The organism is Roseibium sp. SCP15 (assembly GCF_040329435.1).
GTDB lineage: Bacteria > Pseudomonadota > Alphaproteobacteria > Rhizobiales > Stappiaceae > Roseibium.
Genome location: NZ_JBDZYI010000001.1, coordinates 1,501,971 through 1,526,696 on the forward strand (window position 1 = coordinate 1,501,971; position 24,726 = coordinate 1,526,696).

Here is a 24,726-nt window from a genome sequence, read left to right on the forward strand (position 1 = left end):
CCGGCGCATCTGCGCCGGGTCCTTTTTGATAGATCCCGGGGGATGTCATGGACGCGGCCGTGTCGATCAGTGTTCGCGGTGTTTGGAAAGTTTTCGGCGATCGTGCCGGAGAAGCACTTGCGGCAATCAGAACCGAGAATCTCAGCAAATCTGAAGTTCTTGAAAAGTTTGGCTGTGTCGTTGGTGTAGCGGATGCTTCTTTCGACGTGCGCGAAGGCGAAATTTTCTGTGTGATGGGCCTGTCCGGCTCAGGCAAATCCACCCTGGTTCGTCACATCAACCGTCTGCTGGAGCCCACCGACGGGCACATTCTGATCGGCAATGAAGACGTTACAGAGCTGAACGAAACGCAATTGAGAGAACTGCGCAACCGCAGGGTCGCCATGGTCTTCCAGAACTTTGGCCTGATGCCGCATCGCACGGTTCGAGACAATGTCGCCATGCCGCTCGAAATCCGGGGAACCGGAAAGGCCAGACGCTGGGAAGAAGCCGACCGGGTCCTGTCGCTTGTGGAACTGACCGGCTGGGAAGACAAGTATGCGCATGAACTGTCAGGAGGGATGCAGCAGCGGGTCGGCCTGGCAAGGGCAATTGCCGCGGATCCGGACATTCTGCTTATGGATGAGCCGTTCTCGGCCCTTGACCCGCTTATCCGCAAACAGCTTCAGGACCAGTTCATGGAGCTGTCTGCCGAGCTGAAGAAAACCACCATCTTCATCACACACGATCTTGATGAAGCGATCCGCATCGGAAACCGGATTGCAATCATGAAAGATGGCCGCATCGTTCAGGTCGGCACACCCCAGGACATCGTGCTCAATCCCGCGGACGAATATGTCGCTGATTTCGTTGCCGGTATTTCAAAACTCAACCTGATCTTCGCTCACTCTGTCATGTCTCCCGTGGAAGATTATGAGGCTCGGCAGGGTGCCGTCGGAGCGGATGTTCCAAGAGCACACCCCGATACCGTTCTCAACGACCTGATTGATCTGAGCGTCGAAGGCGATGGCCTCATTGCCGTTGAAGACAACGGAGAGACGGTGGGTGTCATTGACCGTGTCGGGTTGATGAAGGCAATCCAGGGCGGCCGTGGAGGCGAAGCATTGTCATGAAGGACAACGTACAGACGGACACAAGCAAACTGGATGCGCTGATCTCAAACTTCGTTGGATCCAGTGTCGACTACTATCGCAAGACCTTCCATTACATGATGGAAGCGCCCGGCTACCGCTTCACACTGAACTGGACAGCCGGATTGCTTGGACCGGTGTGGTTTGGTGCCCGCGGGATCTGGTCATGGTTCCTCACCATGCTCGTTCTTGAAACCGTGGCATTCATTCAACTGGCAAACGGGCTGTTTGGAGACCTTGGACGTGACTCGCGCGAGCGCGCCGAAAGCATAGCCGCAACCCTCGAACTCAGGCGCCAGCAGATCGAAGCAGCCGAAAGGGCCGGATCCGGTTCTCTGGACGCATTGAAACGAGCAGCTCAATCTCTTGAGACAGCGCTCGCAGACGCAGAAGCTGCCACATCAGCAGCTGCTGCGACCGGTTTCACCTACATAGTCATCGGTCTCGTCCTGCTGGCCATATTCAAGTTCGCAAGCGCTGCAACGGCAAACTGGGTGCTAGAAGGTCAGTTTACCCGCTGGAGGTCCGACAACTCCGTGGCCAACGGTTTCAACCCTTCCCGACTCGTGATCGCAGCAGCGCTCTCCCTGATTGTCATCGTCCTCTCGGCAATCAAGTTTGCGCGGCCGGACGCGATCTCCCTGCTTCAAACGTTCCCGAACAACCGGAACTGGAGATTGTCTGTCGGGGACTGGGTTCAGGCGGGGTTCGACTGGGCCAAGACCGCCGGTCGCGGTTTCTTCGACAGTCTGACGTTCGGAATGCGGGTTCTGCTTGATGGCGTTGAAACGGTGCTCGTTGTCACACCCTGGCCGGTCGTGGCTCTGGTCATCATCATGCTTGCCTATCTATCAGCCGGCGCAAGGGTTGCCATCTTCACCGGTGCAGCACTTGCCTATCTGGGTCTCCTGGATTTCTGGGACAAAGCCATGACCACGGTCGCCTTGCTCGGCGCGGCAGCCCTGATTTCCATCACTCTGGGTATTCCGCTTGGCATATTGTGCGCACGAAGGCCGAAACTCTTTGCAATCGTGCGTCCGGTCCTGGATTTCATGCAATCGATGCCCTCGTTCGTCTACCTCATTCCGGTGGTTGCCTTTATCGGCTCGGGGAAGCCCGCCGGCGTCGTTGCCACGATGATCTTCGGAAGCCCACCGGTCATCCGCTTCACCGTTCTCGGACTACAACAGGTACCCGAGACCGTGCGCGAAGCCGCTCTCGCCTTTGGGGCCTCGCCCCGCTACCTCTTGTGGAAGGTGGATCTGCCTCTTGCTGCAAGAACCATCATGGCCGGGGTGAACCAGACGATACTCCTGTCTCTGGCCATGGTTGTTGTTGCGTCCCTCATCGGAGCAAAAGGTTTAGGTGAAGACGTTCTGGAGGCGCTTCAATATGCAGCCGCTGGACAAGGCATTCTCGCAGGGCTGGCAATTCTGTTCTGCGCCCTGATCCTTGACCGCATCGTCGCCGGAAAACCTAGTCGCTGATTTAGAAACAAGGAAGTTCCGTACCTTTGGCTGAAGGACACATGAAATTTCGAAGTTAAGTGAGAGTGTGAACCGGTACCGATCGCGCCTATCGGTTCCGGATGCTGGCAGGAATGGGATCGGGGTTGTCGTTTTGACACCCAGAATGGCGGCAGCCTCGTCATAGTGAAGCAGCGTTGCAAGACGAAACGTCAAACCAACGCTGCTTCGAATGATCAGCAGCTTGGACGTTGTCCTGGCAAGAGAACCTTGTCGATTACGTGGATGACACCGTTTTCTGCCTGGATATCAGCGATGATCACATTGGCGGTTGCACCGGAACCATCCGCAATACCTACTCCCTTGCCGCTACGCGTAATGCAGGTTCGCTCGCTCGTAAGCATCGGCTTGAAGTAGTTTGACCCCATTGGGATCTGCTTGGAGGTCAGCTTCCTGTCATCAACATGATAGAGCAGCACGTTGGTCAGCTGGCCTTTGTTCTCAGGCTTGAGCAACGTCTCCACAGTACCTTCCGGTAATGCGGCGAAAGCATCATTGACGGGTGCAAAGACGGTGAACGGGCCAGGGCCCTGGAGTGCATCCTGCAACCCGGCAGCCTGTACAGCGGCCACCAGCGTGCTGAAACGCTCATCATCTGCAGCAATCTCTACGATAGTCTTTGCGTTAACTTGCCCAGCAAGAAGACACACTGATGCTGCAAGTGCCAAGAGGCCTTTTTTCATGATCTATACTCCCGTTTTGATCAGATAACAGCATCAATTACGGAGTGAACTCACAGCTGGATCAGAAAAGGCGGTTTTTTTATTAACTATTTTCAATCCAATTCAGAAATTATTCCTCAAATCATTGACAGAACGATGTTTTTCCAATCGAGCATAATTTGATTGTTGAACACCTGACCGGATGTGAGGCCATTTCCGCGACTAGACATTCCTGTCTCCCAAACTAAATGCTAGAGCAAACGAAACGGCATCGACAGCTAAGACGGGATGACCTGATGGAGCTTGGCTCACCGCATTTCCCCTTTGACAATTCCTACGCCCGCGACCTGCCTGGGTTTTACGTTGACTGGGAAGGCGCGAAGGTGCCCGAACCCAGGATTGTTCTGTTCAACGCACCGCTCGCACGCGAACTCGGTCTCGATCCTGAGGAACTGAACACACCTGAAGGTGCCGAAATTTTTGCAGGCACTCGAAAGCCCGATGGTGCATCTCCCCTCGCCCAGGTCTATGCCGGTCATCAATTCGGAGGTTTTTCGCCTCAATTGGGAGACGGGCGTGCCCTGCTGATCGGCGAAGTGATCGACACTTCCGGCAAACGCAAGGACATTCAGCTGAAGGGCTCCGGCCCGACACCTTTTTCGAGGGGGGGTGACGGAAAGGCGGTGATCGGCCCTGTCCTTCGCGAATACATCATCGGTGAAGCGATGCATGCCCTAGGTATTCCGACAACGAGAGCACTGGCGGCTGCAACAACCGGCGAAACGATTTTCCGTGAAGGTCCGAAACCTGGCGCGGTGCTGACAAGGATCGCAAGCAGTCACCTGCGCGTAGGCACGTTCCAGTTTTTTGCCGCACGCGGCGAAACAGAAAAAGTCCGCCGACTGGCTGACTACGCGATAGCAAGACACGACCCGGACCTGGCGAATGCGGGAGACCGCTATCTCGGACTGTTGCAGCGGGTGACCGCAAGACAGGCTTCTCTGGTCGCCCGGTGGGTTCTGGTCGGATTTGTCCATGGGGTCATGAACACGGACAACACGACGATATCCGGCGAGACAATCGACTACGGACCCTGCGCTTTCATTGACACATACGACCCTGCCGCCGTCTTCAGCTCCATCGACCATGGTGGCCGATATGCCTTCGGACGCCAGCCGATGATCGCCCAATGGAACCTGGCGCGGCTGGCGGAGGCACTTTTGTCGCTCATAGATGCTGACGATCCGGACAAGGCCGTAGAAAGCGCAAGCGGCGTACTCAATAAATTTCCAGATCTCTATCGCAAGGCTTGGCTGGATGGCATGCGGTCGAAGGTTGGACTGAAAAGCGAGGAAGAAGGCGACCAGAAGCTTTTCGAACAATTGCTCACGACAATGCACGAGCAAAAGGTCGATTACACGATGCTGTTCCGCAGCCTCGGAGCGGCAGCGATCGGTGAAACTGGAAGTGCCCGATCCCTTTTTCAGGAGCTTGAACCGTTTGACGCCTGGGTTTCTGACTGGAAGGAACGACTGGCCCGGGAAAGTGCACAGCCATCGGAACTGAAATCCGGTATGGATCGGATCAATCCGGTTTACATCCCTCGTAATCACAAGGTGGAGGAAGCGCTGCAGGCAGCCGAAACCGGTGACTACAATCCGGCCCGGCAGCTGCTGGAAGTCCTGGCTTCGCCATTCGACGAGAAACCTGAGTTTCAAGCTTATGCCGGCCCTGCCCCAAGCGAGTTCGGACCCTACAGGACGTTTTGCGGAACCTGACCTTCAATCCTCTCATTACTGGTACTGACAGCCGCTCAAACTCCAGCAAGACGGTCGACAAGATACATCAGCTCGCTGTCCATCGAGTCCCCGGAAAGGCCGACAAACCGTTCCTCAAGACTGATTTCGACCAATCCATGGACGGCTGCGAAACAAGTACGTGTGCGCGCAGCGAGCTGTTCGTCGGAAAAGGTCGGGTCCAGCCGGCGCAATGGATCGGCGATGAATGCCAACAGCGCAATGTTGCCCTCTATATGTGTTTCCGGCACAGGCCTGCCCTGTGGGAGGCGATGAACAAACAAGGCTGTCCATAAATTCCGATTGCGTCGCGCGAACTCCAGGTAAGTTCTGGCCAGCGCTTTCAGCTGCATCAGAGGATCTTCCTCATCCCTGACGGCATCGGACATCGCTTTTCCTATACGCGCCAGCGTCAGTGTGTTGACCGCAATGAGCAGCTCATCCTGATCGGCGAAATGCTTGTATACAGAGCCAACCGAATAGCCTGCTTCCGCAGCAATCTTGCGGATGTTCACGGCATCCAATCCGCCTGCTTCGACAGCCTTGACCGCCGCGTCAAGAACCCGCCTTTGTGTTTCTTCACTTTTCGCTTTTTGAATACCGGCCATTTTCTGACACCTCCACTAAAAGTGAACTGAGTTCATTTTTCTCTTGACCTACCTCGATTCTTATGGCTTTGTCAAAAGGTGAACTGAGTTCACTTTTTTGGAGGCGATATGTTTGAACCGTTCATAAGTCAGCTGAAAGCACTGTTTGAAAACAATGCGACCAACAACCAGAACCGCCAGTCCTTGGCCGTTCTGAACGCCAACCTGCGCAACGCGGCAAACTCTGTCAGAGCTGCTCAGGCAGCGCTTGCACGGGCAAAAGCTGAGCAGCAGCAAGATCGCAAACGACTGAAACAAATAAAGAATTCCATTGAAGATCTGGAGAACCGGGCCAGAAACGCCCTCTTGAAAGGTCTGGAACCGCTTGCTCGCGAGGCAGCTGAAGCCATAGCCCAACTGGAAGAAGAAAAGTCTGCACTTGAGACCGCCATCGGGTCCTTCGATCAGGAGCTCGGCTCTCTGACCGAGACTCTAAACCGGTCGCAAAGCCGCTTGCGGGCTCTCAAACGCGGAGAACGTACAGCCGAGGTTCGAGAGCACATCCAGAAAGCGCAATCCCTGGGTTCTGCAGCCGGGCAGTCATCGCTAGCCCGGGCAGAAGAGCAGTTGGACACCATTTTGCAGCAGCAGGAGCGTGACCAGCTCGCGGACAGGGAATTCGCAATTCTGGCTCCTGCCGACACCCCCGGCGCTCTTGTCGAGAGACTTGCAGATGCTGGATGCGGAGAACCGGTGCGCAGCAGCGCCGATGACGTTCTTGCGCGGCTGAGAGCAGAAACACCTCTCCTTATTGAAAAGAGTAACTGAGAAAGGAATTTCCCATGCAGGAAGCACAAATCAAACATTCCAATAACTGGACAATCTTCACCATGGTCAGCTTCGGCGTTGCTGCGATCATGATGGCACTCGGCATCTACAACCTGGAAGCCAGCTTCTCCGCCAAGGGCTTTTACACGATGGCGTCGATAATGCTGGTCCACACGGCCGTCACGCTTACCAAGACGCTTCGGGACCGCGACGAGTCCGAAAAATTCCACAACCGCCTGGAAGACGCCAAGACCGAGAAATTGCTGATGGATATCAGCAAGCCGGACCAGGACTGATTTTTTCATCAAAACAAACGGGCGTGCCGTCAGCGGCCGTCCGGGAGGAATAGAGATGAGCAATTCACTCATGAAAACCAGGCGATTTGCGCCACTGTTTTGGACCCAGTTCCTTTCAGCCTTCAATGATAATTTCTTGAAAAACTCCCTGATCTTTCTGATCCTTTTTCAGGTCACCACAACTGGTATGGCCTCAGGGGATACCGGCGCCCTCATCGCATTGGCAGGCGCGGTCTTCATCGTGCCTTTTCTCGCCCTTTCCGCCCTTGGTGGAGAGCTGGCCGACCGATACGACAAGGCCCGCATGGCGAGAGTGACCAAACTGGTGGAAATTGCAGGGGCAGGATTAGCTGCGACCGGAATGGCTCTCTCTTCTCTTCCTGTCCTGTTTTCCGCTCTGTTTGTCTTTGGCGCAATGTCCGCGCTCTTCAGCCCCGTCAAATACGGAATGTTGCCGGAACTTCTGAAGACAGCAGAACTGCCTCGTGCCAATGCATGGGTGGAAGCAGGAACGTTTCTGGCCATTCTGGGCGGCACGATTTCAGCCGGATTGCTCTTCACATCCGGTGCTCCTGCACTGATCTTCGCACCGCTCATGATCGCTCTTGCCATTGCCTGCTATCTGACAAGCCGACAGATCCCTTCCGTACCCGCAGCGGCTCCGACACTCAAAATCGACTGGAACATTGCGACTTCAACCTGGAGGATCCTTTCCGACCTCAAGGCCGACAAGCGCCTTTTCAACGTCGCTCTGATGAACGCCTGGTTCTGGCTGATCGGTGCCATAGTTCTGTCGGTCCTGCCACTGATCGTATCCGACAGTCTTGGAGGCAACGAGAATGCCGTTACTTATTTCCTGACCATCTTCGCTGTATCGATCGGCATCGGCTCTGCACTTGCTGCCTGGATTTCCGCCGGCCGGGTGATCCTGCTGCCCGCACCTGTTGGCACCGCCTTGCTGGCATTCTTTTGCCTGGACGCAGCTATCGTCCTCTATGGGCTTCCCGCTGCTGTTCCGTCAGCCAATCTGATGGAGTTCGTTCAGCGTGACGGCGTCTTGCGCCTCAGCCTGGACATGGCAGGTCTGGCGATTTCCGGAGCACTTCTGGTGGTCCCCACCTTTACCGCCCTGCAATCCTGGGCGAAGCCTGAAAGCCGCGCACGCCGCATCGCCGGAGCCAATGCGCTTGGCGCCGGAATGATGACCATCGGCGGTCTTGTTCTTGCCGGTGCTCAGAAGGCGGGCATTTCCCTGCCGATGATCATGATTGCGCTGGCCGCTCTCAACGCCATCGCCTGCATGTTCATGTTCAAGATCTTGCCGACCAACGCTGTTCGCGATGCGATTTCCATCCTCTACCGCGCAATCTTCCGGATGGAAGTGAAAGGTCTGGAAAATCTGAAAACGGCCGGAGAGGCACCCATTCTTGCCCTGAACCATGTCAGCTATCTCGATGCAGGCCTCGCCCTGACACTGACAGACAAGGCTCCGACCTTTGCCGTTGATTACGAAGTTGCAAAACGCTGGTGGGTCAGACCGTTTCTGAAGCTCGCAAATGCACTGCCGGTCAACCCCGCCAAACCAATGGCAACGCGCTCCTTGATCAAGGTGGTGAAGTCCGGTGAACCGATGGTCATTTTTCCCGAAGGCCGCTTAACGGTCACCGGTGGCCTGATGAAGGTTTATGACGGCGCCGCAATGGTTGCGGACAAGACCGGCGCAATGATCGTCCCCATTCGCATCGATGGTCTGGAGAAAACACCTTTCTCTTATCTAAACCCTGCCCAAATCCGCAAACGCCTGTTCCCGAAAGTGAGGGTCACAATCATGGAACCGAAACGCCTGGAATTGCCGGAAGACCTGAAAGGGCGCAAACGCCGTGCGGCGGCTGGAAGTGCACTCTATCAGGTGATGTCGGACCTGATGTTCGAGACGAGCCTTGCGGAGAACCACACCATTGTCGATGAAGTCATCTCAACGGCCAGGGAGCGTGGCTTTTCTGCCCTTGCCCTTGAAGACCCGCTGTCCGGCACGCTGAGCTACGGCAAACTTCTTACTGGTGTTTCAGTGCTCGGCCGGAAGATCACGAAACTGACCGATGGCGAAGACACTCTGGGTGTGATGCTGCCCAACGCTAACGGTTCCGCCGTCACCGTCCTGGCAGTCATGTCTGCAGGCAAAGTCCCGGCAATGATCAACTTCACGGCTGGTAAGGAAAACATCCTGTCCGCTTGTCGCGCAGCCGGTGTCGAAACCATTCTGTCTTCCCGTACCTTTGTTAAACAGGCAAACCTGGAAGCCTTGGTTGCCGGCTTGGAACCGCATGTAAAATTCATCTGGCTGGATGAAGTGCGCACTCAGATCAGCATCCTGGAGAAGATCAAGGGAGCTCTCACCCGCAAACGTCCGATCGTGGAGCGTGGATCAAACGATACGGCCGTGATCCTGTTCACATCTGGCTCTGAAGGCACTCCCAAAGGCGTTGTGCTGACGCACAAGAATATTCTGGCCAATGCCAATCAGGCGGCCGCACGGATCGATTTTACGCCCTCCGACAAAGTGTTCAACGTCTTGCCGATGTTCCACTCGTTCGGTCTGACAGCCGGTACGATCCTGCCGCTGATCTCAGGCGTTCCGACCTATCTCTACCCGTCTCCGCTGCACTACCGGATCATTCCGGAACTGATCTACAGCTCCAACGCCACGATCCTGTTCGGCACGGATACGTTCCTCAATGGCTATGCCCGCGTTGCCCACGCATACGACTTCCGCTCCCTGCGTTACTGTTTTGCAGGTGCTGAACCGGTCAAGGCATCAACACGCGAAACCTACATGGAACGCTTCGGCTTGCGCGTGCTGGAAGGCTATGGAGTGACTGAAACCGCACCGGTCATCGCCATCAACACGCCCATGTTCAACAAACCGGGCACGGTCGGCAAGTTGATGCCAGGCATGACTGCAAGGCTGGAGCCTGTTCCAGGAGTAGAAACCGGCGGTCGCCTCTATGTGTCAGGACCGAACGTGATGGTCGGTTACCTGAAGGCAGACAATCCGGGAGTGGTTGAGCCTCTGGTCGACGGTTGGCACGATACGGGTGATATCGTTGAGATTGACGCCGATGGCTTCATCACCATCAAAGGCCGAGCCAAGCGCTTTGCCAAGATCGGCGGAGAAATGGTCTCGCTGGCCGCCGTGGAAGCCCTGGCCGGTCAGGTCTGGCCCGAACACCTGTCAGCGGTCGCTGCGGTAAAGGATCAGCGCAAAGGCGAAAAACTCGTCCTTGTGACCGAATGCCCTGATGCCAGCCGGACGACATTCGTTGAAGCGGCAAAAGCTCGGGGTGCTCAGGACCTGATGATCCCCGCGGAGATCCGGGTGGTGTCCAAGGTGCCGGTTCTGGGGTCGGGCAAGATCGACTTCGCAGGCGTCGCAAAGCTTGTTGCCAACGCAGCCGCGTTGGACCAAGCGGCCTGAATTACCCCTGAAACCGCATCTGTCGTTTCGCGGTAGATGCGGTTTCCGCCAACATTCATCACCCCTATTTCAAATCTCCTCAGCGAATGCACCAGCTGGGACTTGCCACCCAGGATTTAGCTGTATCATATTGCAAAATCAGTTCTTTACACCACAGGGATTGCAATGCGCGCACTGCTCTTAGCTTGGATTATCACTTTCAGTTTTGTCAGCAGCGCATTCGCCATGAACTTCAATGATCCTGACGGACGTTTCGATCCGAAGTTACTCAGCAAATCCGAAAGAATTCTCGTTCAGGCGGCTCTTTCCTTGACCAGGGACTATTTCGACGAACTTGATGGCATTTGGGGTCGAAATAGCGCGAGAGCTCTAAAGAACTACTTTGAGAGAAGCGAAAACATATCCGACTCAAGATACGTTCCGAATTGGGTCGTGATGTTGCTGGTTGCCGACACAGTCATAGAATTCAGGACGAATGACTGGGGTGAATTTCATCTGACGGACTCCAACGTTTCGTTCTTTGCGCCGGATCTGGAGCTTGTAGAAGAAAAACCCGGAAGTGCTCCACAAGGTCGATACAAAGGCACTAGCACAGGCTTGAAGATCTATTATTCGAGACAATCCAAAACGTCGATGCGCAGGTTTCATGAACATGTGGCGGAAAACGGCGGCGAAATCTCAAGACAAAAATCCAGCTATCACTGGAGTACCATTCTCAGGGTAGGAAACGGCGTCCAAGTCGTGGACTCAACGCGAGTTGGAAACCGCTGGTCAACGTTTCTCATATCGGCTCCAGAAGAAGATCTTGGCCGATTAAACCTCATCCTTCCAACGATCAGGAAAGGTAGTCCGGGTCTCATATCCGTTTCTCGCCGATTTACACTGCTGACCAACAGTTTCGAGGAGAAACTGGAAGAGAAAGAAGCCGAGGAACGGGCTCGCAGCGAGCAAATCGCGAAGGCCGAGCAACAGCAGGAGGACAAAGAACCCGTCTCAAGCACCGGAACGGGTTTCATTGTTTCGCTGGAAGGACACCTGCTGACGAATGCACACGTTGTGAGAGAATGTGAAACACTTGAAGTGAAGGGCCATCCAGCTTCGGTAATTGCAAGCGACGAACAATTCGATTTGGCACTCCTGCAAGTCCCGGACTTGCAGGTCAACAGTATCGCCACGTTTGCGACAACACCTGCCACACTGAATTCCGATGTTACAGTCGCTGGATATCCATTGTCAGGTTTGCTCGGCGGACTGAATGTTACGCGAGGCTCGGTAACCTCTCTCAAAGGTCTCGCTGGAGACGGCGTCACAATGCAAATTTCAGCACCGTTGCAACCCGGAAATTCGGGAGGTCCTGCAGTCAATGCTCAAGGCGCCATTGTCGGCGTGGTTGTTGCCTCTTTGAGTGGTGCCGATGTGGCGAGTGTGATTGGCGACATTCCTCAAAACGTAAATTTCGCGATAAGAGGAACGTTTGCCCAATTGTTCCTGCACCAGAACGGGATTACGCCAAAGAATGCTGGGAATGACAACTTGCTTGAACCTGAGGAGATTGCGTCGAACCTCAGCAGCATTACCCATCTCGTAAAGTGCAACTGACTCTCCATTTCGAAGAGTTCGAATTTCGCTGGAGTGAACCGAAGCGACTTCCGACGTTCGTCAATAGACGCGCTGCTGGTTCAGCACAGGAAATATATCACTCTTTCGTCGCCCCCAACTCGCCAACTTCAAACGCAGGGACTTAGGAAAAGAACTGGACACAGGAAAGCTGACGCGGGCCAAACGTTCACTCCTGCCGACGGGATCTAGCCTCAAATTATCCCAGCACTCTTGTTCTCATGAACCTGGCGCAAATCTGGGAAGTTTCCAATGAACCCCATCGGTTTTCAGGAACACCGATCTTGCTGTCTCTAAAAGTACGCCGTCGAACCTACAGCCAGACAACGAGTTACCAAGCTGTTCAATACACGCTCACCAAACTTCCGCTGAGCGCATCCCCTTCCACGGTCTATTTTTCCTCGAAAAAACAATGTGTAAGGAATATTACAACTCTCAAAAAAGATCTGACAACGTCTTGCAGCCCTGAGTTTAGCTGCGCCATATTGAGGAAACTTGGGTGATTGTCTGTGGGGCGGAAAATGCGATATCTGATTACTTCGCTCATTGTGTTGTTTGGTCTGACTAGCCCGGTAAGTTCCGAGAGCTTTCACGACGCAAACGCGACTTTTGATCCCGAGTACTTGTCCTTCTCAGAACGGCGGTTTGTACAAGCCGGCTTGGCATTCCAAGGCGTCTATTTCTCAGCGCTCGATGGCACCTGGGACTCCAGGAGCCAAGAGGCTTTGGAAAACTACAACGAAAAGATGCAGATCGACCCGGGCAAACCCACAAACTTCTCAGCACTCTATTTGGTTGCGCAGACGGTAATCGAATTCAGACTGCACGGATGGGAGTACAACTATTTTGATGGTGTCGATATTTCCATCCTCACGCCAACCCTGACCATTGTCGAGCAAAGCGAAATCGACGGCTACCGCAAGTATTATTCAGGCGGCTTATATGTCTATGAGTCGCTTGATGAAGCGGCTCGCATGCAAGAATACCATCTTCCTGACGAAGACGATGTCAAGTTTGCCAAAAGGGTTCGGGAAAAGGATTTCTGGATCACCTTTGCCGAAACAGAAAACGGTCTTGTGTATTCCTTCTCAACCAAACTCAAGCGCGCCTGGAAAACAGTTTCATTTTTTGCGAACCATGACGAATTCGATCGACTGAACCTCGTAATGGCAAGTTTACAACCAGGAAAAGCCAGACCAATTGGTCCTTCCCGGCGATTTGTAGACATGAGTGAAGAGTTTCTTGAGCTACTTGCCGAAGGCGAAAAAAATTTGGAGAAGGAGCAAGGAAAGTCTCGCGGCAACCGTGAAATGGCTGAAAGCGGCAAACCTTCAGACGCCCCCAAACAAAGGCAAAAGTCCTCCGGCACGGCGTTTGCCGTGTCTTCCAAGGGTCATCTCCTTACGAATGCTCATGTCGTCAATGAATGTGAACTGCTAGCTGTAAAGGACCTGGAGGCGTCACTGATCGCAAGTGATGAACAGTTCGATCTCGCTCTAATTCACGTGCCAGACCTCCAGAACGAAGAGGTCGCGGTTTTTGCTGATCGTCCAGCTGCATTGAATTCAGACATAACCGTTGCTGGGTATCCCTTGACCGGCCTATTGAGTGGCCTGAATGTCACTCGAGGTTCGGTCACGTCGCTCAAGGGTCTGGGTGGCAATGGCGTCAACATGCAGATTTCGGCGCCGGTGCAACCTGGCAACTCGGGAGGACCTGCAGTCAATGCTCGTGGCGCCGTCGTTGGCGTGGTTGTTGCAAAATTGAATGCTACGGAGGTCGCCAGCGCAATAGGTGACATTCCGCAAAATGTGAACTTCGCGATCAGAGGGTCTATTGCTCAACTGTTCCTGCACCAGAATGGAGTGATTCCTAAAAAGGCCAGTGATACAAAGCGACTGCAACCAGAGGAAATTGCCTCCAAACTCAGCGCGATGACATTTCACGTCCTGTGCAATTAAAAATTCCATTTCGTGGAAATGTTGCAGGGGCAAAGCAAGTTTTGCAGACCCAAGCGGCTCGCATTCGACAGCGATCGCTCACGAGCGCTTTTCCGCGTCCGTAATGTGACAAATCGCTGCCAGGACACGTTCAACGCACGTTGGTTTCCATGCAGTTCATCGAGCTTCAACCTCACTGAGCCCTGAAGTCGAAATTGTCATAACAGCTGCGCTTTCGCGTCTTTGATTGCCGAAACAAGCCGGTCCACGTCGTCATCAGATGTCGTCCAGTTCGAGACACTTATCCGAAAGCCTTTGCGTCCCTGCCATACCGCAGGACCGAACCAAGCTTCACCGGATGCCTGAACATGGGCGACAATTTGCGCGCACATTTCTTCGTTTCCGGGCAGCGTTGCAAACACCTGATTGAAGTGAACCTGATGCGGGACCTCGAACCCGAGTTCACGAAGCTCTCGAGCAACACGTACCGCGTGAAGATGAAACCGCGTCACCATGTCGGAAACGCCCTGGCGTCCCAGAGACAGCAAGGCCGCCCAGGTCTCGGCGCCACGCGCGGAGCGGCTGAATTCTGGTGCCCTGTCTGAGGGCCCCGGGTTGGTCGCCGGCAAGTACCCTGCCCCGATTGCCATGGACGCCTGCATCTCTTCCGGGTGGCGGCAAAGCGCTACCCCTGCGTCATAGGGGGTGTTCAGCGTCTTGTGAGAATCGACGACCCAGCTGTCAGCAAGCTCCAGACCGTCGAACGCGCGCCTGAGAAAACTGCCGGTGCGCGACCATAATCCGAACGCTCCATCGACATGCATCCAGGCACCGGCGGCTCTGCAGCTCTCCCCAATCTCTGTGAGGGGATCAACGGCTCCTGTGCAGACGTTGCCGGCCTGGCAGAGAACAAGCGTGCGTTCGTCCAGCTTTGGCATCTTGCCTGTGAGCATTCTGCCTTCGCCATCAACTTCGACCCACTCAATCCCATCCGTAGAGAGTCCCGCCATGCGCACGGATTTCAAGACTGTCGCATGGATTTCCCGACTGGCGACAATGCGCAATTGCGGAGCCCCGACCAATCCCGCTCCCCGCGCGTGTCCCAGGCGGCTAAGCAGCGTATCCCGGGCAGTGACCAGCAAAGTCATGTTCGCCATGGTCGCGCCGGTCGTAAAAGCACCGGAGGTTCCTTCCGGTAGTTGCAGGAGGTCAACAATCCAGGACAGAGCGGCTTTCTCCATTTCCAGAACCGAAGGACCGGTCAACTGATCGGCAACCTGGTCCCAGGCAGAAAGGAGGGCTCTGGCACCCGATGCGGCAGGCAGCGCACCACCGATCACGTATCCAAAGTAGCGTCCAGCCGCGGTGGCCACCGTGCCCTCGCCGCCCACGGTTTCCATCAGGTCGAGAACGCTTTTCACGTCCCTTCCATGCTCCGGTAGCGAAACTCCGAGTTCCGCGATTCTGGAGGTGTCGGCATCAACGTGACGCGAGCCGATCTGTCTGAGATAACGAACACCCCGGTTGGCAGCATCTGAAAAGGCTTCCGCCTGGAGTTCAAGAAGGCTATTTTCCATGCTCAAATCACACCACCTATATCGAAGAGTTTCTATATAGATGAATATCAATATAGATATTGAGTCAAGCTCCACTGCAATGTCGGCACTGTCGAGCCCTGTCAGGCTTCAAATCATGCTTTGGATTCTGGATCCTCGCGCTCACTTTCCCGAGCAAAAAGATGGAGACCTTGTGGAAGATGGCGTCTGCGTGGGGTTCATCACCGAAAAGGCGGGACTTTCACAACCGACGGTGAGCTCACACATGAAGAAGCTGGCTGACGCCGGGCTGGTAACCGGTAAAAAATTCGGCAACTGGATGTTTTACAAGCCCGACAGAAGCCGCCTGCAGGCGATTGGATCCAGCCTCGCTGAGGCCGCCAGAATTGAGCCGGTCAAACGAACGGTGAGTTAGACCGGATTCGAACACACGAAGGAACCTGGCTTCCCCCCTTGCCCCTTGGCAGACACAACGGCTAGTCTCCGCGCAACGGCCAGCAACGCCACAGACTCTCCTCAACACGGACCCCGGACCATGACAACTCCCGCCTATGACGATCAAAATGTTTTCGCAAAAATCCTGCGCGGAGAACTGCCGAGCCACAAGATCTACGAAGACGACATGACAGTCGCGATTATGGACATCATGCCCCGTGGTGACGGTCACCTTCTGGTGATTCCCAAAGCACCTTCGCGCAATATTTTTGACATTGCGACAGAAGATCTGAATGCCGTGATGGCTACGGTTCAGAAAATGGCGCGCACGGTCGTCAAGGCATTCGATGCCGACGGCACGACAATCCAGCAGTTTTCAGAACCAGCTGGCGGCCAGGTCGTTTTTCATACCCACGTCCATGTCATCCCGCGCTTTGATGGCGTCTCCCTGAAGCCGCATACCGGGGAGATGGCCGACAATGAACTGCTCGCCGCACAGGCAGCCAGGATCCGCGCAGCACTCGACTGACTCGGATACTTTTGTTGAATTTGCCGATGAAACACGCCCGCCTTTTCACATTTCAGCGGGCGTGTATCCTCAACCTGTTTGATGAGACAGGCAAATATACGCCAACCTGGAAAGGCATAAACGCCTCCGCGAAAGACCGGATTGCATACACATATGCCGGCTCGTTCCTGAAACGTCTCGGGCTGTCCGATGGAAACTGCCCTCCTGTCTGGACCTATGAGACCCAACCTGAAAACCTGGAACACCTCGCGACCATGCTCCTCTCCGATCATGAGTTGTCTCAGTCCGACTTCGTAACGCTTGAGCTTTCCGTCCCCTCAAACATGATCCTGCGCAGCTCTTATCACCAATGGTGCTCTGTCTATTTCGACTGCCTGGAGACCGGTGAGATCGGTGACGATGGCGGTTGGCTCGACTGGAGTTCCGCTTCAACTGACGATGCTGACGATGTCATCCAGGCAATTTTGCCATTCTTGAAGAGAACCTGGATCGTAAGCTGCGCACCTTTGCATCAGAACCCGCAAGTCTGATCGCATCATCAGAAGTCAAGCAATCCCCGCAAGAACAGCAGCATCCTCCTGCTCCGCAGCCATGGACTGGTCCTCTTCCAGAACCTTTCTTGGCGCGTCCCGCTGAAAGTAGCTATCCGTGAACGTCTTGAATTCCTCCAGTTCCGGGACGATCCCGAACATCATTCCCCAGCGCAGCCCCATGGCCCACATGATATCGACTGCTGTCATCCGTTCCCCCAGAACATACGGGCCGGTTGCCAACCGAACCCGCATGGTTTCCATCACCGTGTCAAACGTTCCGTAAGGCGACATGGAATGAGGTGGCTCGTCCCGATTTAGGGCCTTGTCCACCAAAGCCGGTTCGAAACAGGACGCCATGTAGACAAACCAGCGCAAATAAGGTCCGCGCAGCGGCTCGTTCAGCGACGGTGTAAGTCCTCGTTCGGGGAAGAGATCAGCAAGGTAGAGATAGATAGCCACCTGCTCGGTGATGATTGCATCGCCGCGGCGGACCACCGGCACCTTGCCGGACGGATTGATCTTCAGATAGTCCGGTTGACGGTTTTCACCCAGCTTGAAGTTCAGGACGTTCAGTTTGTAGGGCGCTCCCAGTTCCTCAAGGAGCACGCGCACACCGGTGGCACGGGTCTGCGGGGCGTAAAAGAGTTCCACCTGATCCGTCATTTTCGCCTCCTGCAATTGGAATCTTTCCCAGGAGACCTCAGCCTACCTTATCAAGCAGCAACCAGCCACCAATCAGGAAAACCTCGGCCGCAAGAACACCGACGATGACCCTTTGACGGGACAGGAAAAATGCACCGAATCCGAAGCCTGTTGCTGCAAGGCGAAGCCAGAGCGGCGTTTCTGCCAGGATGCCTTGAGGAAACAGGATCAATTTCGAAATCAGACCGGCAACCAGGGCTGTCGCCACGCAGCGAACCCAGATCAGAATTTCGCTGTCTTCCCGCAGCTTGCCGCCTGCAAAAACGCCTATCCAGCGCCAAATATCGGTTGCGAGCCAGCCGGCAACCAGGATCATCACAAAGGGCCACCACCAGGTGTCTGCAACAGAGCCCATCATGAAAACCCTCTGCGCATGAGGCGGGTACCGAAATAGGCTGCCGTTCCGCCGATCAACCCGGTCCAGAGAAGGTCCAGCCCTGGCGCGACGAGAAACACGATTGGTCCAAGTACGAGCCCCGCTGCCATCGCCACCTTGTCCGCATTCAACTGTGCCGCTCCCCAGAGTGAACAGAGGAAATAGACCGGTGTCAGCAGCACAAGCGCGCCGGCCACCACATCGGGCATTCTTTCAACAACGAGATAGGCTATGCCCGTCATGCAGAACACGAACCCAGTCAGCGCGGAACCGAAGCCGACAAAAAACGGGAGCCGCGCCTCTTTCGGATAATCAGGCAGGTTCTTCATTGCAAAGACCCACGCAGTCACCGCAACGAAATGCGAGGCTATCAGCAACTGCCAGGTCTTTGTCTTTCCCGGGATCTTGACCAGCGGCAGAAACGCTATGGTCATCGGCATGAGCCGCACCGACGCAAGTGCGACGGCAATCGCGGCGGGTATCAGACCCATTCCGGAATTGAGCGCCCCGGTCAGAACAACAATCGACGGCAATGCCCAGATCAGCCCGGTCATGGCAAGGGTTTCGGCAAGCGACAGCCCACTTTCCCGTGCAAGCCCTGCATAGCCAATGAAGGCAGCGGTCAATATCAACGCCGGAATCGACATCGCGGCCTGGGCCCCGCGAAACATCCAGACTCTGCCCGGCAGATTATTGTCAGCACTATCGATTGCAGCAACGCCATCTGGCGGAGACATGGCCAGCCCCTGACGAAATAGTAAGGTCTCCTTATAAAAATCCCTGATCAAAATTTGTCAATGTAAGACCTGTTCAGCTGCCCGCTGACCACATGGCAGCCATGCAATTCCAGTCGTGACAGGTTACGTTGGAAGTCTCTGTTTCCAACGAAGGTCAATTGCATGGGCGACATTGCCAAGGATGCCTGGCTGAACCAGCTGCTCGAAGAGTATCTGCTCGCAGACACTTTCTTTGACGACACTTCAATTCGTTGGGGAGAGTTTATTCAACCAACATCAGGCCCGAGCGCCAGCATCACACCCTCAAAGTTGAGAATTGCGGTGATCGGCAGCATGCCAGTCGGATTTTTGACCCTAAAGACTCTTCTTTCCTACGCACGACACTTTCCTGACCAGCTTCACATTGTTTGTCTGTTGACCGACGATGCGGGCAATCCGGACGCCAAGATCGGAGTGAGGAAGCGGATCTGGCACGTTTATCCGGAAGAAGTGCAACGCAGAATCGAATTCTCCACGATCAGGTCTGCTCTGGATGCCGGTGTTCCAGTTTACACAGGAGACATCAAAGCAGACTGGTTTCGCGAGACATTTTCTCAAATGAAGCCAGATGCGGTCATTTGCTGCGGCTACGGGCAGCTGATCGACGGTCCAATTTTGAAAACTCCGAAGCTCGGTATCTATAACCTTCACCCTGCGGACCTTGCCCATGGTTTCGGAGCCGGGCCTGCAATGTATGACGACAGCAGATCGAGAAATGCCGAGACGACCTGCTGGACAGTTCATCTCATGAACGAAGCCTTGGATTCAGGCCCGATTGTCGGCTCATCACCTGTCATCAATATCCGAATGCCCAACGGCGATTTTCCGGAAAACAAGATCGACTACTATACCAAGGTGATGGACGGGCTCGACTACCTCACCTTTCACACCGTTCAATCATTGATCGAGTGGTACCAAAACGGGCACACCACGCCCATGAAACATCTGGACTTTAATGCGCTTTTCCCAAGTGCCATCAAAAGCTGGATGCAGGAACCCATCCGGGAGTTTCCCCAACACATCGTTCCTGATCCAGCGCTATTTGATTGACCGGAATAATCCGGGCGAAACTAAACCGACCGTGTCAGCCCCCCGTCAATGCGAATGTTCTGACCGGTGATATATCCGGCTTCATCGCTGGCAAGGTAGGAGACCAGACTGGAGACCTCATCCGACCGGCCATAACGCCCCATGGGGATGCGCGCACGTCGATCTTCCTTCTCCGGCAGACTGTCGATGAACCCCGGCAGGATATTGTTCATGCGCACATTGTCCGCAGCGAACTTGTCGGAAAACAACTTGGTGAAACTTGCAAGCCCGGCCCGGAACACTCCGGACGTCGGAAACATCGGATCCGGCTCGAACGTGGCAAATGTCGAGATATTGATGATCGAACCACCAGCCTGACCCGCCATGATCGGCGCGACCAAACGAGCCGGTCGAATGACATTCATCAGGTAGTAGTCCATACCGAGATGCCAGTCTTCGTCAGAGATTTCCAGGATATCTCCCTTGGGACCATGGCCTGCGGAATTGACAAGAACATCAATTTGGCCAAAAGCATCCATTGATTTATTCACAAATGACTGCAGATCGTCAGGAACAAGGTTCGACCCAGTATGGCCAATCCCGCCAAGCTCCTTGGCAAGGGCTTCTCCCTTGCCGGAGGAAGACAGGATTGCAACCTTCATTCCATCTGCAGCGAGACGCCGGGCTGCCTCAGCCCCCATTCCCGAGCCGCCGGCCGTGATCAGTGCAACTTTCGCTTGGGACATCCCGCCACTCCTTGTTTCTCTTTAGTGGAAGCTAGGCATAGAAGCCGCCATCGGCAAATGATTTTGCCGAATGAATTGGATCAATGGAGTTGATGTTTGGATGCAAAGAAAAAGCCCCGGAATTTCCGGGGCTTTTTGGGATCAATCAGCCAACGGCACTTTGGGCACGAGGCTTTTCTTGGAGGTACCGCCTTTGCCTGATGAGGACTTCGTGTCCTTGGCAGCGGTCTTTGCAACGGCCTTGCGTTTGCGTTTTGGCTTCGGCTTTGCACTCGCCTTGGCCTTGGGTTTTGGCGGCGATGCTCGCTCTTCGACGCTTTCAAGCAGCAGGCCTTTGCCGTCTTCAGAGACCGAGACTTTGACCATCCCGCCTTTTTTCAACTTGCCGAACAGAACTTCATCCGCGAGCGGCCGCTTGATGTGTTCCTGGATGATCCGTCCGAGTGGACGCGCTCCCATCCGGTCATCATAGCCCTTGGTCGCCAGCCACTTCACGGCGTCTTCTGTCAGCTCGAAGGTAACGTTCCGATCCGCCAGCTGGACTTCCAGCTGCATGACGAACTTCTCGACAACCTTGTAAACCACTTCCATCGGCAAGTTGCCGAAGGGAATGATGGCATCCAGACGATTGCGGAACTCAGGCGTAAACAACTTGTTGATCGCCTCGGTATCATCCCCTTCACGCTTCACACGGTTGAAGCCAACAGGCATTTTTGCCATGTCGGCTGCACCCGCATTTGTCGTCATGATCAGGATGACATTACGGAAATCAACCTGCTTGCCGTTGTGGTCCGTCAGCTTGCCGTGATCCATGACCTGCAGAAGAATGTTGAACAGGTCCGGGTGCGCCTTTTCAATCTCGTCAAGCAACAGCACGCAATGCGGGTGCTGGTCGACTCCATCGGTCAGGAGCCCTCCCTGATCAAACCCGACATATCCTGGAGGCGCACCGATCAGTCTTGAGACTGTGTGCCGCTCCATATATTCCGACATGTCAAAACGGATCAGTTCGACCCCGAGCGAAGAGGCAAGTTGGCGCGCAACTTCGGTTTTACCAACACCGGTCGGGCCGGAGAACAGGTAGCTGCCGATCGGCTTGTCCGGTTCACGCAGACCTGCACGCGCGAGCTTGATCGCAGACGCCAGGGTCTCGATCGCATCGTCCTGACCGTAGACAACCCGCTTCAGGTCCTTGCCGAGGTTTTCCAGAACTTCGGCATCGTCCTTGGAAACGGACTTCGGCGGGATCCGCGCCATGGTCGCGATGGTGTTCTCGATTTCCTTCACACCGATCGTTTTCCTGCGGCGAGCTTCGGGAACGAGCATTTGCGATGCGCCGGTTTCATCAAGCACGTCGATCGCCTTGTCCGGCAGTTTTCTGTCGGAAATGTATTTGGCCGAGAGCTCCACCGCCGTCTTGATGGCGTCGTTCGTGTAACGCACCTTGTGGAAGTCTTCGAAATACGGCTTCAGACCTTTCAGGATGTCGATCGCATCCGGAATGGTCGGCTCATTGACATCGATCTTCTGAAATCGGCGGACGAGCGCCCGATCCTTCTCGAAAAACTGCCGATATTCCTTGTATGTCGTCGACCCGATGCAACGGATGGTTCCCGATGCCAGAGCCGGCTTGAGCAGATTGGACGCATCCATCGCTCCGCCGGAGGTCGCACCGGCACCGATCACCGTATGAATTTCATCGATGAACATCACCGCGCCCGGGTAGTCCTCAATTTCCTTGACGACCTGCTTCAGGCGTTCTTCAAAATCGCCGCGATAGCGGGTTCCGGCTAGCAGTGAGCCCATATCAAGCGAGAAGATGGTTGCATCGACCAGAACGTCAGGCACATCACCATTGACGATACGGTGCGCAAGCCCTTCGGCAATCGCCGTTTTGCCCACGCCAGGGTCGCCAACGAACAACGGATTATTCTTCGACCTACGGCACAGGATCTGGATCGTGCGTTGGATCTCGCTGTCGCGGCCGATCAACGGATCAATCTTGCCGTTGGTAGCCTTCTCGTTGAGATTGACACAATAGGCTTCAAGAGCATCGGTCTTCTGATTGGACTTCTTGTCGCCCTCGCCTCCCGGAAGAACATCCTCTTCGTCAGCCCCTTCAACCGGGCGCGCTTCGGACATGCCCGGGCGTTTGGCTATGCCATGAGAAATATAGTTGACCGCGTCGTAGCGGGTCATGTCCTGGTCCTGCAGGAAATAAGCAGCATGACTCTCGCGCTCGGCGAAGATCGCAACAAGGACGTTGGCACCCGTCACCTCTTCCCGTCCGGATGACTGGACATGGATGACTGCCCGCTGGATCACCCTTTGGAAACCCGCGGTCGGCTTGGAATCCTCGTCATTGTCGGTAACCAGATTGTCCAGCTCGGTCTCGATGTATTCCAGAAGATTCCGGCGGATCGTATCCAGGTCGACATTGCAGGCCCGCATGACCGCAGCCGCGTCCTGGTCGTCCAACAAGGCAAGAAGTAAGTGTTCTAACGTCGCATATTCCTGTTGGCGCTCGTTCGCGAACGCCAGAGCCTGATGGAGGGCTTTTTCAAGACTGCGTGAGAAGGAAGGCACGTGCGTTGGTCCTCACTTTTTTTCCATGACGCATTGCAGCGGATGCTGATGCTTGCGTGCAAAATCCATCACCTGGGTAACCTTGGTTTCCGCGACTTCGTAGGAATAAATCCCGCACTCCCCGACGCCGTGATGATGAACATGCAGCATGATACGGGTCGCCTCTTCCCTGTTCTTCTGGAAGAAGTTCTCCACGACATGAATGACAAACTCCATTGGGGTGTAGTCGTCATTCAAAAGCAGCACACGATAGAGATTGGGCCGCTTCGTAATTGTTTTCGTTCGGGTGACAACAACCGTTCCGGCGTCGCCACCGTCATTGTCATAATCAGAGCCCGCCGACATTGCCGTTTCTATCGCCTTTTTCACTCTGGCCACTACCAGTTTATCCGCTCGGTTCGTCCGATGTTACCGGCATTCCCGAGGCTATCTCGACAAAGCTGAGCTTCATCGAACCACGATCTGTCTGGTAATCCTGCCGCGCAAGTCGCGCTCGCGCAATGGCCGATTTTATCAACATTTGGGTGAACGCCGCATTTTGAGCGTAAACACCTCTGCTAAAGCTGAATGTAGGTGTCTGAAATGCGATTAAAAGATCAGGAAGCAAGGCAATTCGAAACGCGGGACAAAAGCTGCGCATGAATTGTGATTGGCTGGGCAAATCTGTGCATACACGAAAAAACCCGGCTCAGACGAGCCGGGTTTTTGTCCTTTTGCCGTCCAGCGGCAAGGAAAGCAGCGTTTATTTTGCCACTTTGCCAATAACACCTTCGTAAGGCTTGTAAGCATCCTTGGAGAGGTCGGAGACCATCTCGCCGATTTTTGTCATCTCGCCGACAAAACCTTCATAGGAGTTCTTTACGTATTCAGCCTGAGCTTCGAAAGCCTTGTCCAGGGACTTGGAAGCAACGACTTTCTCAACGGCTGCTGTACCTTCTTCGAAGGACTTTTTCTGATAGTCGGCAACTTCAGCAGCAATCGCCTGGAAACCCTTGCTCATGGAGCCGAAGGATTCCATGGCCATGTCCATGCTGTCTTTGCTCAACTTCTGAAACTCATCAAAGCTGTTCATCATTTCACTGACCTCATCCGGCGTACCGGTTCACAGAGACCAACAACGGCCCGTCGTGGCTGCCCGGCGCGCATATCGCGTTACCTAACGGGACCTAAATAGTGCACCGCACAATTTAAGTCAAGGTGATTTTGCAATGCAAAAACAACCATTACGAGAAATTAATTCTAAATACATTCCAACGCGCACCTGAGAACCGTGCATGCGATAAGTTGAATTTGCTTTTCAGCTCCATCCCACCTTCGCACGCCGGCTAATAATCGAAAGAAATGAAATAGAATTATTCAAACTTAACTCAAGACGAAACAACAAATATGCAAAAATAAACAAACTATTAACCGAAAAACTCGCAAAATTTCGACAAACTACACGAATTAATCAACAAGGTTATTTGTATCTTCCAATCTTTTGGAATTAACCAAAGATTAACTCTAACAAAAATCTATTTTTTAAAGTGGTTTTTATGTCGACTATTTACACATTCGTAACCGTGATTCCGTCAAATGTTTCGTAGATCGTTGGAGCGATG

Annotated in this window: 22 protein-coding genes; 12 read left to right on the forward strand and 10 right to left on the reverse strand. The window is 54.4% G+C overall.

What is annotated here, in order from left to right; genetic code table 11:
* Positions 1–47: 47 nt before the first annotated feature.
* Both ABLO27_RS06760 and ABLO27_RS06765 read left to right on the forward strand, forming a co-directional pair.
* Positions 48–1,112 carry a quaternary amine ABC transporter ATP-binding protein gene (locus ABLO27_RS06760; protein WP_353031456.1) on the forward strand — a complete coding sequence of 355 codons (1,065 nt, stop codon included), beginning with the start codon at positions 48–50 and terminating at the stop codon, positions 1,110–1,112.
* Positions 1,109–2,617, forward strand: coding sequence for an ABC transporter permease (locus ABLO27_RS06765; RefSeq protein WP_353031458.1), 1,509 nt, complete (start codon positions 1,109–1,111; stop codon positions 2,615–2,617). The genes ABLO27_RS06760 and ABLO27_RS06765 overlap by 4 nt, the downstream gene beginning before the upstream one ends.
* 215 nt (positions 2,618–2,832) lie before the next feature.
* On the opposite strand, the gene ABLO27_RS06770 is transcribed toward ABLO27_RS06765, so the two are convergent.
* On the reverse strand, positions 2,833–3,339 hold the full coding sequence (locus ABLO27_RS06770; protein ID WP_353031460.1) for a fasciclin domain-containing protein: 507 nt from the start codon (positions 3,337–3,339) through the stop codon (positions 2,833–2,835).
* A gap of 275 nt (positions 3,340–3,614) precedes the next feature.
* Here ABLO27_RS06770 and ABLO27_RS06775 point away from each other — a divergent pair, with 275 nt between their 5' ends.
* Complete coding sequence (locus ABLO27_RS06775) at positions 3,615–5,096, forward strand: protein adenylyltransferase SelO (protein WP_353031462.1); 1,482 nt, start codon at positions 3,615–3,617, stop codon at positions 5,094–5,096.
* A 35-nt stretch (positions 5,097–5,131) separates the two neighbouring features.
* On the opposite strand, the gene ABLO27_RS06780 is transcribed toward ABLO27_RS06775, so the two are convergent.
* Positions 5,132–5,722, reverse strand: a complete 591-nt coding sequence (locus ABLO27_RS06780) for a TetR/AcrR family transcriptional regulator (protein WP_353031464.1) — start codon at positions 5,720–5,722, stop codon at positions 5,132–5,134.
* A 108-nt stretch (positions 5,723–5,830) separates the two neighbouring features.
* Here ABLO27_RS06780 and ABLO27_RS06785 point away from each other — a divergent pair, with 108 nt between their 5' ends.
* The 5 genes from ABLO27_RS06785 to ABLO27_RS06805 all read left to right on the forward strand — a co-directional run bounded on the left by ABLO27_RS06785 (position 5,831) and on the right by ABLO27_RS06805 (position 13,878).
* Positions 5,831–6,529, forward strand: a complete 699-nt coding sequence (locus tag ABLO27_RS06785) for a PspA/IM30 family protein (RefSeq protein WP_353031466.1) — start codon at positions 5,831–5,833, stop codon at positions 6,527–6,529.
* 14 nt (positions 6,530–6,543) lie between these two features.
* Positions 6,544–6,825 (forward strand): YiaA/YiaB family inner membrane protein, encoded by a 282-nt coding sequence (locus ABLO27_RS06790; RefSeq protein ID WP_353031468.1) that lies wholly within the window; start codon positions 6,544–6,546, stop codon positions 6,823–6,825.
* A 55-nt stretch (positions 6,826–6,880) separates the two neighbouring features.
* The gene (locus ABLO27_RS06795; protein WP_353031470.1) at positions 6,881–10,300 is read left to right on the forward strand and encodes an acyl-[ACP]--phospholipid O-acyltransferase; all 3,420 of its coding nucleotides are present in this window, start codon (positions 6,881–6,883) and stop codon (positions 10,298–10,300) included.
* 165 nt (positions 10,301–10,465) lie between these two features.
* Positions 10,466–11,899: a S1C family serine protease gene (locus ABLO27_RS06800; protein WP_353031472.1), complete on the forward strand. Its 1,434-nt coding sequence runs from the start codon at positions 10,466–10,468 to the stop codon at positions 11,897–11,899.
* 539 nt (positions 11,900–12,438) lie between these two features.
* Positions 12,439–13,878, forward strand: a complete 1,440-nt coding sequence (locus tag ABLO27_RS06805) for a S1 family peptidase (RefSeq protein WP_353031474.1) — start codon at positions 12,439–12,441, stop codon at positions 13,876–13,878.
* A 197-nt stretch (positions 13,879–14,075) separates the two neighbouring features.
* Here the strand turns inward: ABLO27_RS06805 and ABLO27_RS06810 are convergent, their stop codons facing one another.
* Complete coding sequence (locus tag ABLO27_RS06810; protein WP_353031476.1) at positions 14,076–15,434, reverse strand: pyridoxal phosphate-dependent decarboxylase family protein; 1,359 nt, start codon at positions 15,432–15,434, stop codon at positions 14,076–14,078.
* 115 nt (positions 15,435–15,549) lie between these two features.
* On the opposite strand from ABLO27_RS06810, the gene ABLO27_RS06815 reads away from it, so the two are divergent.
* The 3 genes from ABLO27_RS06815 to ABLO27_RS06825 all read left to right on the forward strand — a co-directional run bounded on the left by ABLO27_RS06815 (position 15,550) and on the right by ABLO27_RS06825 (position 16,907).
* Positions 15,550–15,828 carry an ArsR/SmtB family transcription factor gene (locus ABLO27_RS06815; protein ID WP_417714745.1) on the forward strand — a complete coding sequence of 93 codons (279 nt, stop codon included), beginning with the start codon at positions 15,550–15,552 and terminating at the stop codon, positions 15,826–15,828.
* A 120-nt stretch (positions 15,829–15,948) separates the two neighbouring features.
* The gene (locus tag ABLO27_RS06820) at positions 15,949–16,377 is read left to right on the forward strand and encodes an HIT family protein (protein ID WP_353031478.1); all 429 of its coding nucleotides are present in this window, start codon (positions 15,949–15,951) and stop codon (positions 16,375–16,377) included.
* 26 nt (positions 16,378–16,403) lie between these two features.
* Positions 16,404–16,907 carry a hypothetical protein gene (locus ABLO27_RS06825; RefSeq protein ID WP_353031480.1) on the forward strand — a complete coding sequence of 168 codons (504 nt, stop codon included), beginning with the start codon at positions 16,404–16,406 and terminating at the stop codon, positions 16,905–16,907.
* Between the two features lie 15 nt (positions 16,908–16,922).
* On the opposite strand, the gene ABLO27_RS06830 is transcribed toward ABLO27_RS06825, so the two are convergent.
* The 3 genes from ABLO27_RS06830 to ABLO27_RS06840 are packed head-to-tail and all read right to left on the reverse strand — an operon-like array spanning position 16,923 to position 18,725.
* Positions 16,923–17,573 (reverse strand): glutathione S-transferase family protein, encoded by a 651-nt coding sequence (locus ABLO27_RS06830; RefSeq protein WP_353031482.1) that lies wholly within the window; start codon positions 17,571–17,573, stop codon positions 16,923–16,925.
* A 37-nt stretch (positions 17,574–17,610) separates the two neighbouring features.
* Positions 17,611–17,967, reverse strand: coding sequence for an AzlD domain-containing protein (locus ABLO27_RS06835; protein ID WP_417714755.1), 357 nt, complete (start codon positions 17,965–17,967; stop codon positions 17,611–17,613).
* Complete coding sequence (locus tag ABLO27_RS06840; protein ID WP_353031486.1) at positions 17,967–18,725, reverse strand: AzlC family ABC transporter permease; 759 nt, start codon at positions 18,723–18,725, stop codon at positions 17,967–17,969. Before ABLO27_RS06840 ends, ABLO27_RS06835 begins: the two co-directional genes overlap by 1 nt.
* Before the next feature lie 162 nt (positions 18,726–18,887).
* Here ABLO27_RS06840 and ABLO27_RS06845 point away from each other — a divergent pair, with 162 nt between their 5' ends.
* Positions 18,888–19,814 carry a formyltransferase family protein gene (locus tag ABLO27_RS06845; protein WP_353031488.1) on the forward strand — a complete coding sequence of 309 codons (927 nt, stop codon included), beginning with the start codon at positions 18,888–18,890 and terminating at the stop codon, positions 19,812–19,814.
* 20 nt (positions 19,815–19,834) lie between these two features.
* Here the strand turns inward: ABLO27_RS06845 and ABLO27_RS06850 are convergent, their stop codons facing one another.
* From ABLO27_RS06850 to ABLO27_RS06865, 4 genes are all read right to left on the reverse strand, one after another.
* On the reverse strand, positions 19,835–20,539 hold the full coding sequence (locus ABLO27_RS06850; protein WP_353031490.1) for an SDR family oxidoreductase: 705 nt from the start codon (positions 20,537–20,539) through the stop codon (positions 19,835–19,837).
* A 141-nt stretch (positions 20,540–20,680) separates the two neighbouring features.
* On the reverse strand, positions 20,681–23,125 hold the full coding sequence (gene clpA, locus ABLO27_RS06855; protein ID WP_353031492.1) for an ATP-dependent Clp protease ATP-binding subunit ClpA: 2,445 nt from the start codon (positions 23,123–23,125) through the stop codon (positions 20,681–20,683).
* A 12-nt stretch (positions 23,126–23,137) separates the two neighbouring features.
* Entirely contained in the window at positions 23,138–23,470 is a 333-nt protein-coding gene (clpS, locus tag ABLO27_RS06860; protein ID WP_352943144.1) for an ATP-dependent Clp protease adapter ClpS, read from the reverse strand.
* Between the two features lie 397 nt (positions 23,471–23,867).
* Positions 23,868–24,200 carry a phasin family protein gene (locus ABLO27_RS06865; RefSeq protein ID WP_353031494.1) on the reverse strand — a complete coding sequence of 111 codons (333 nt, stop codon included), beginning with the start codon at positions 24,198–24,200 and terminating at the stop codon, positions 23,868–23,870.
* Positions 24,201–24,726 lie beyond the last annotated feature (526 nt).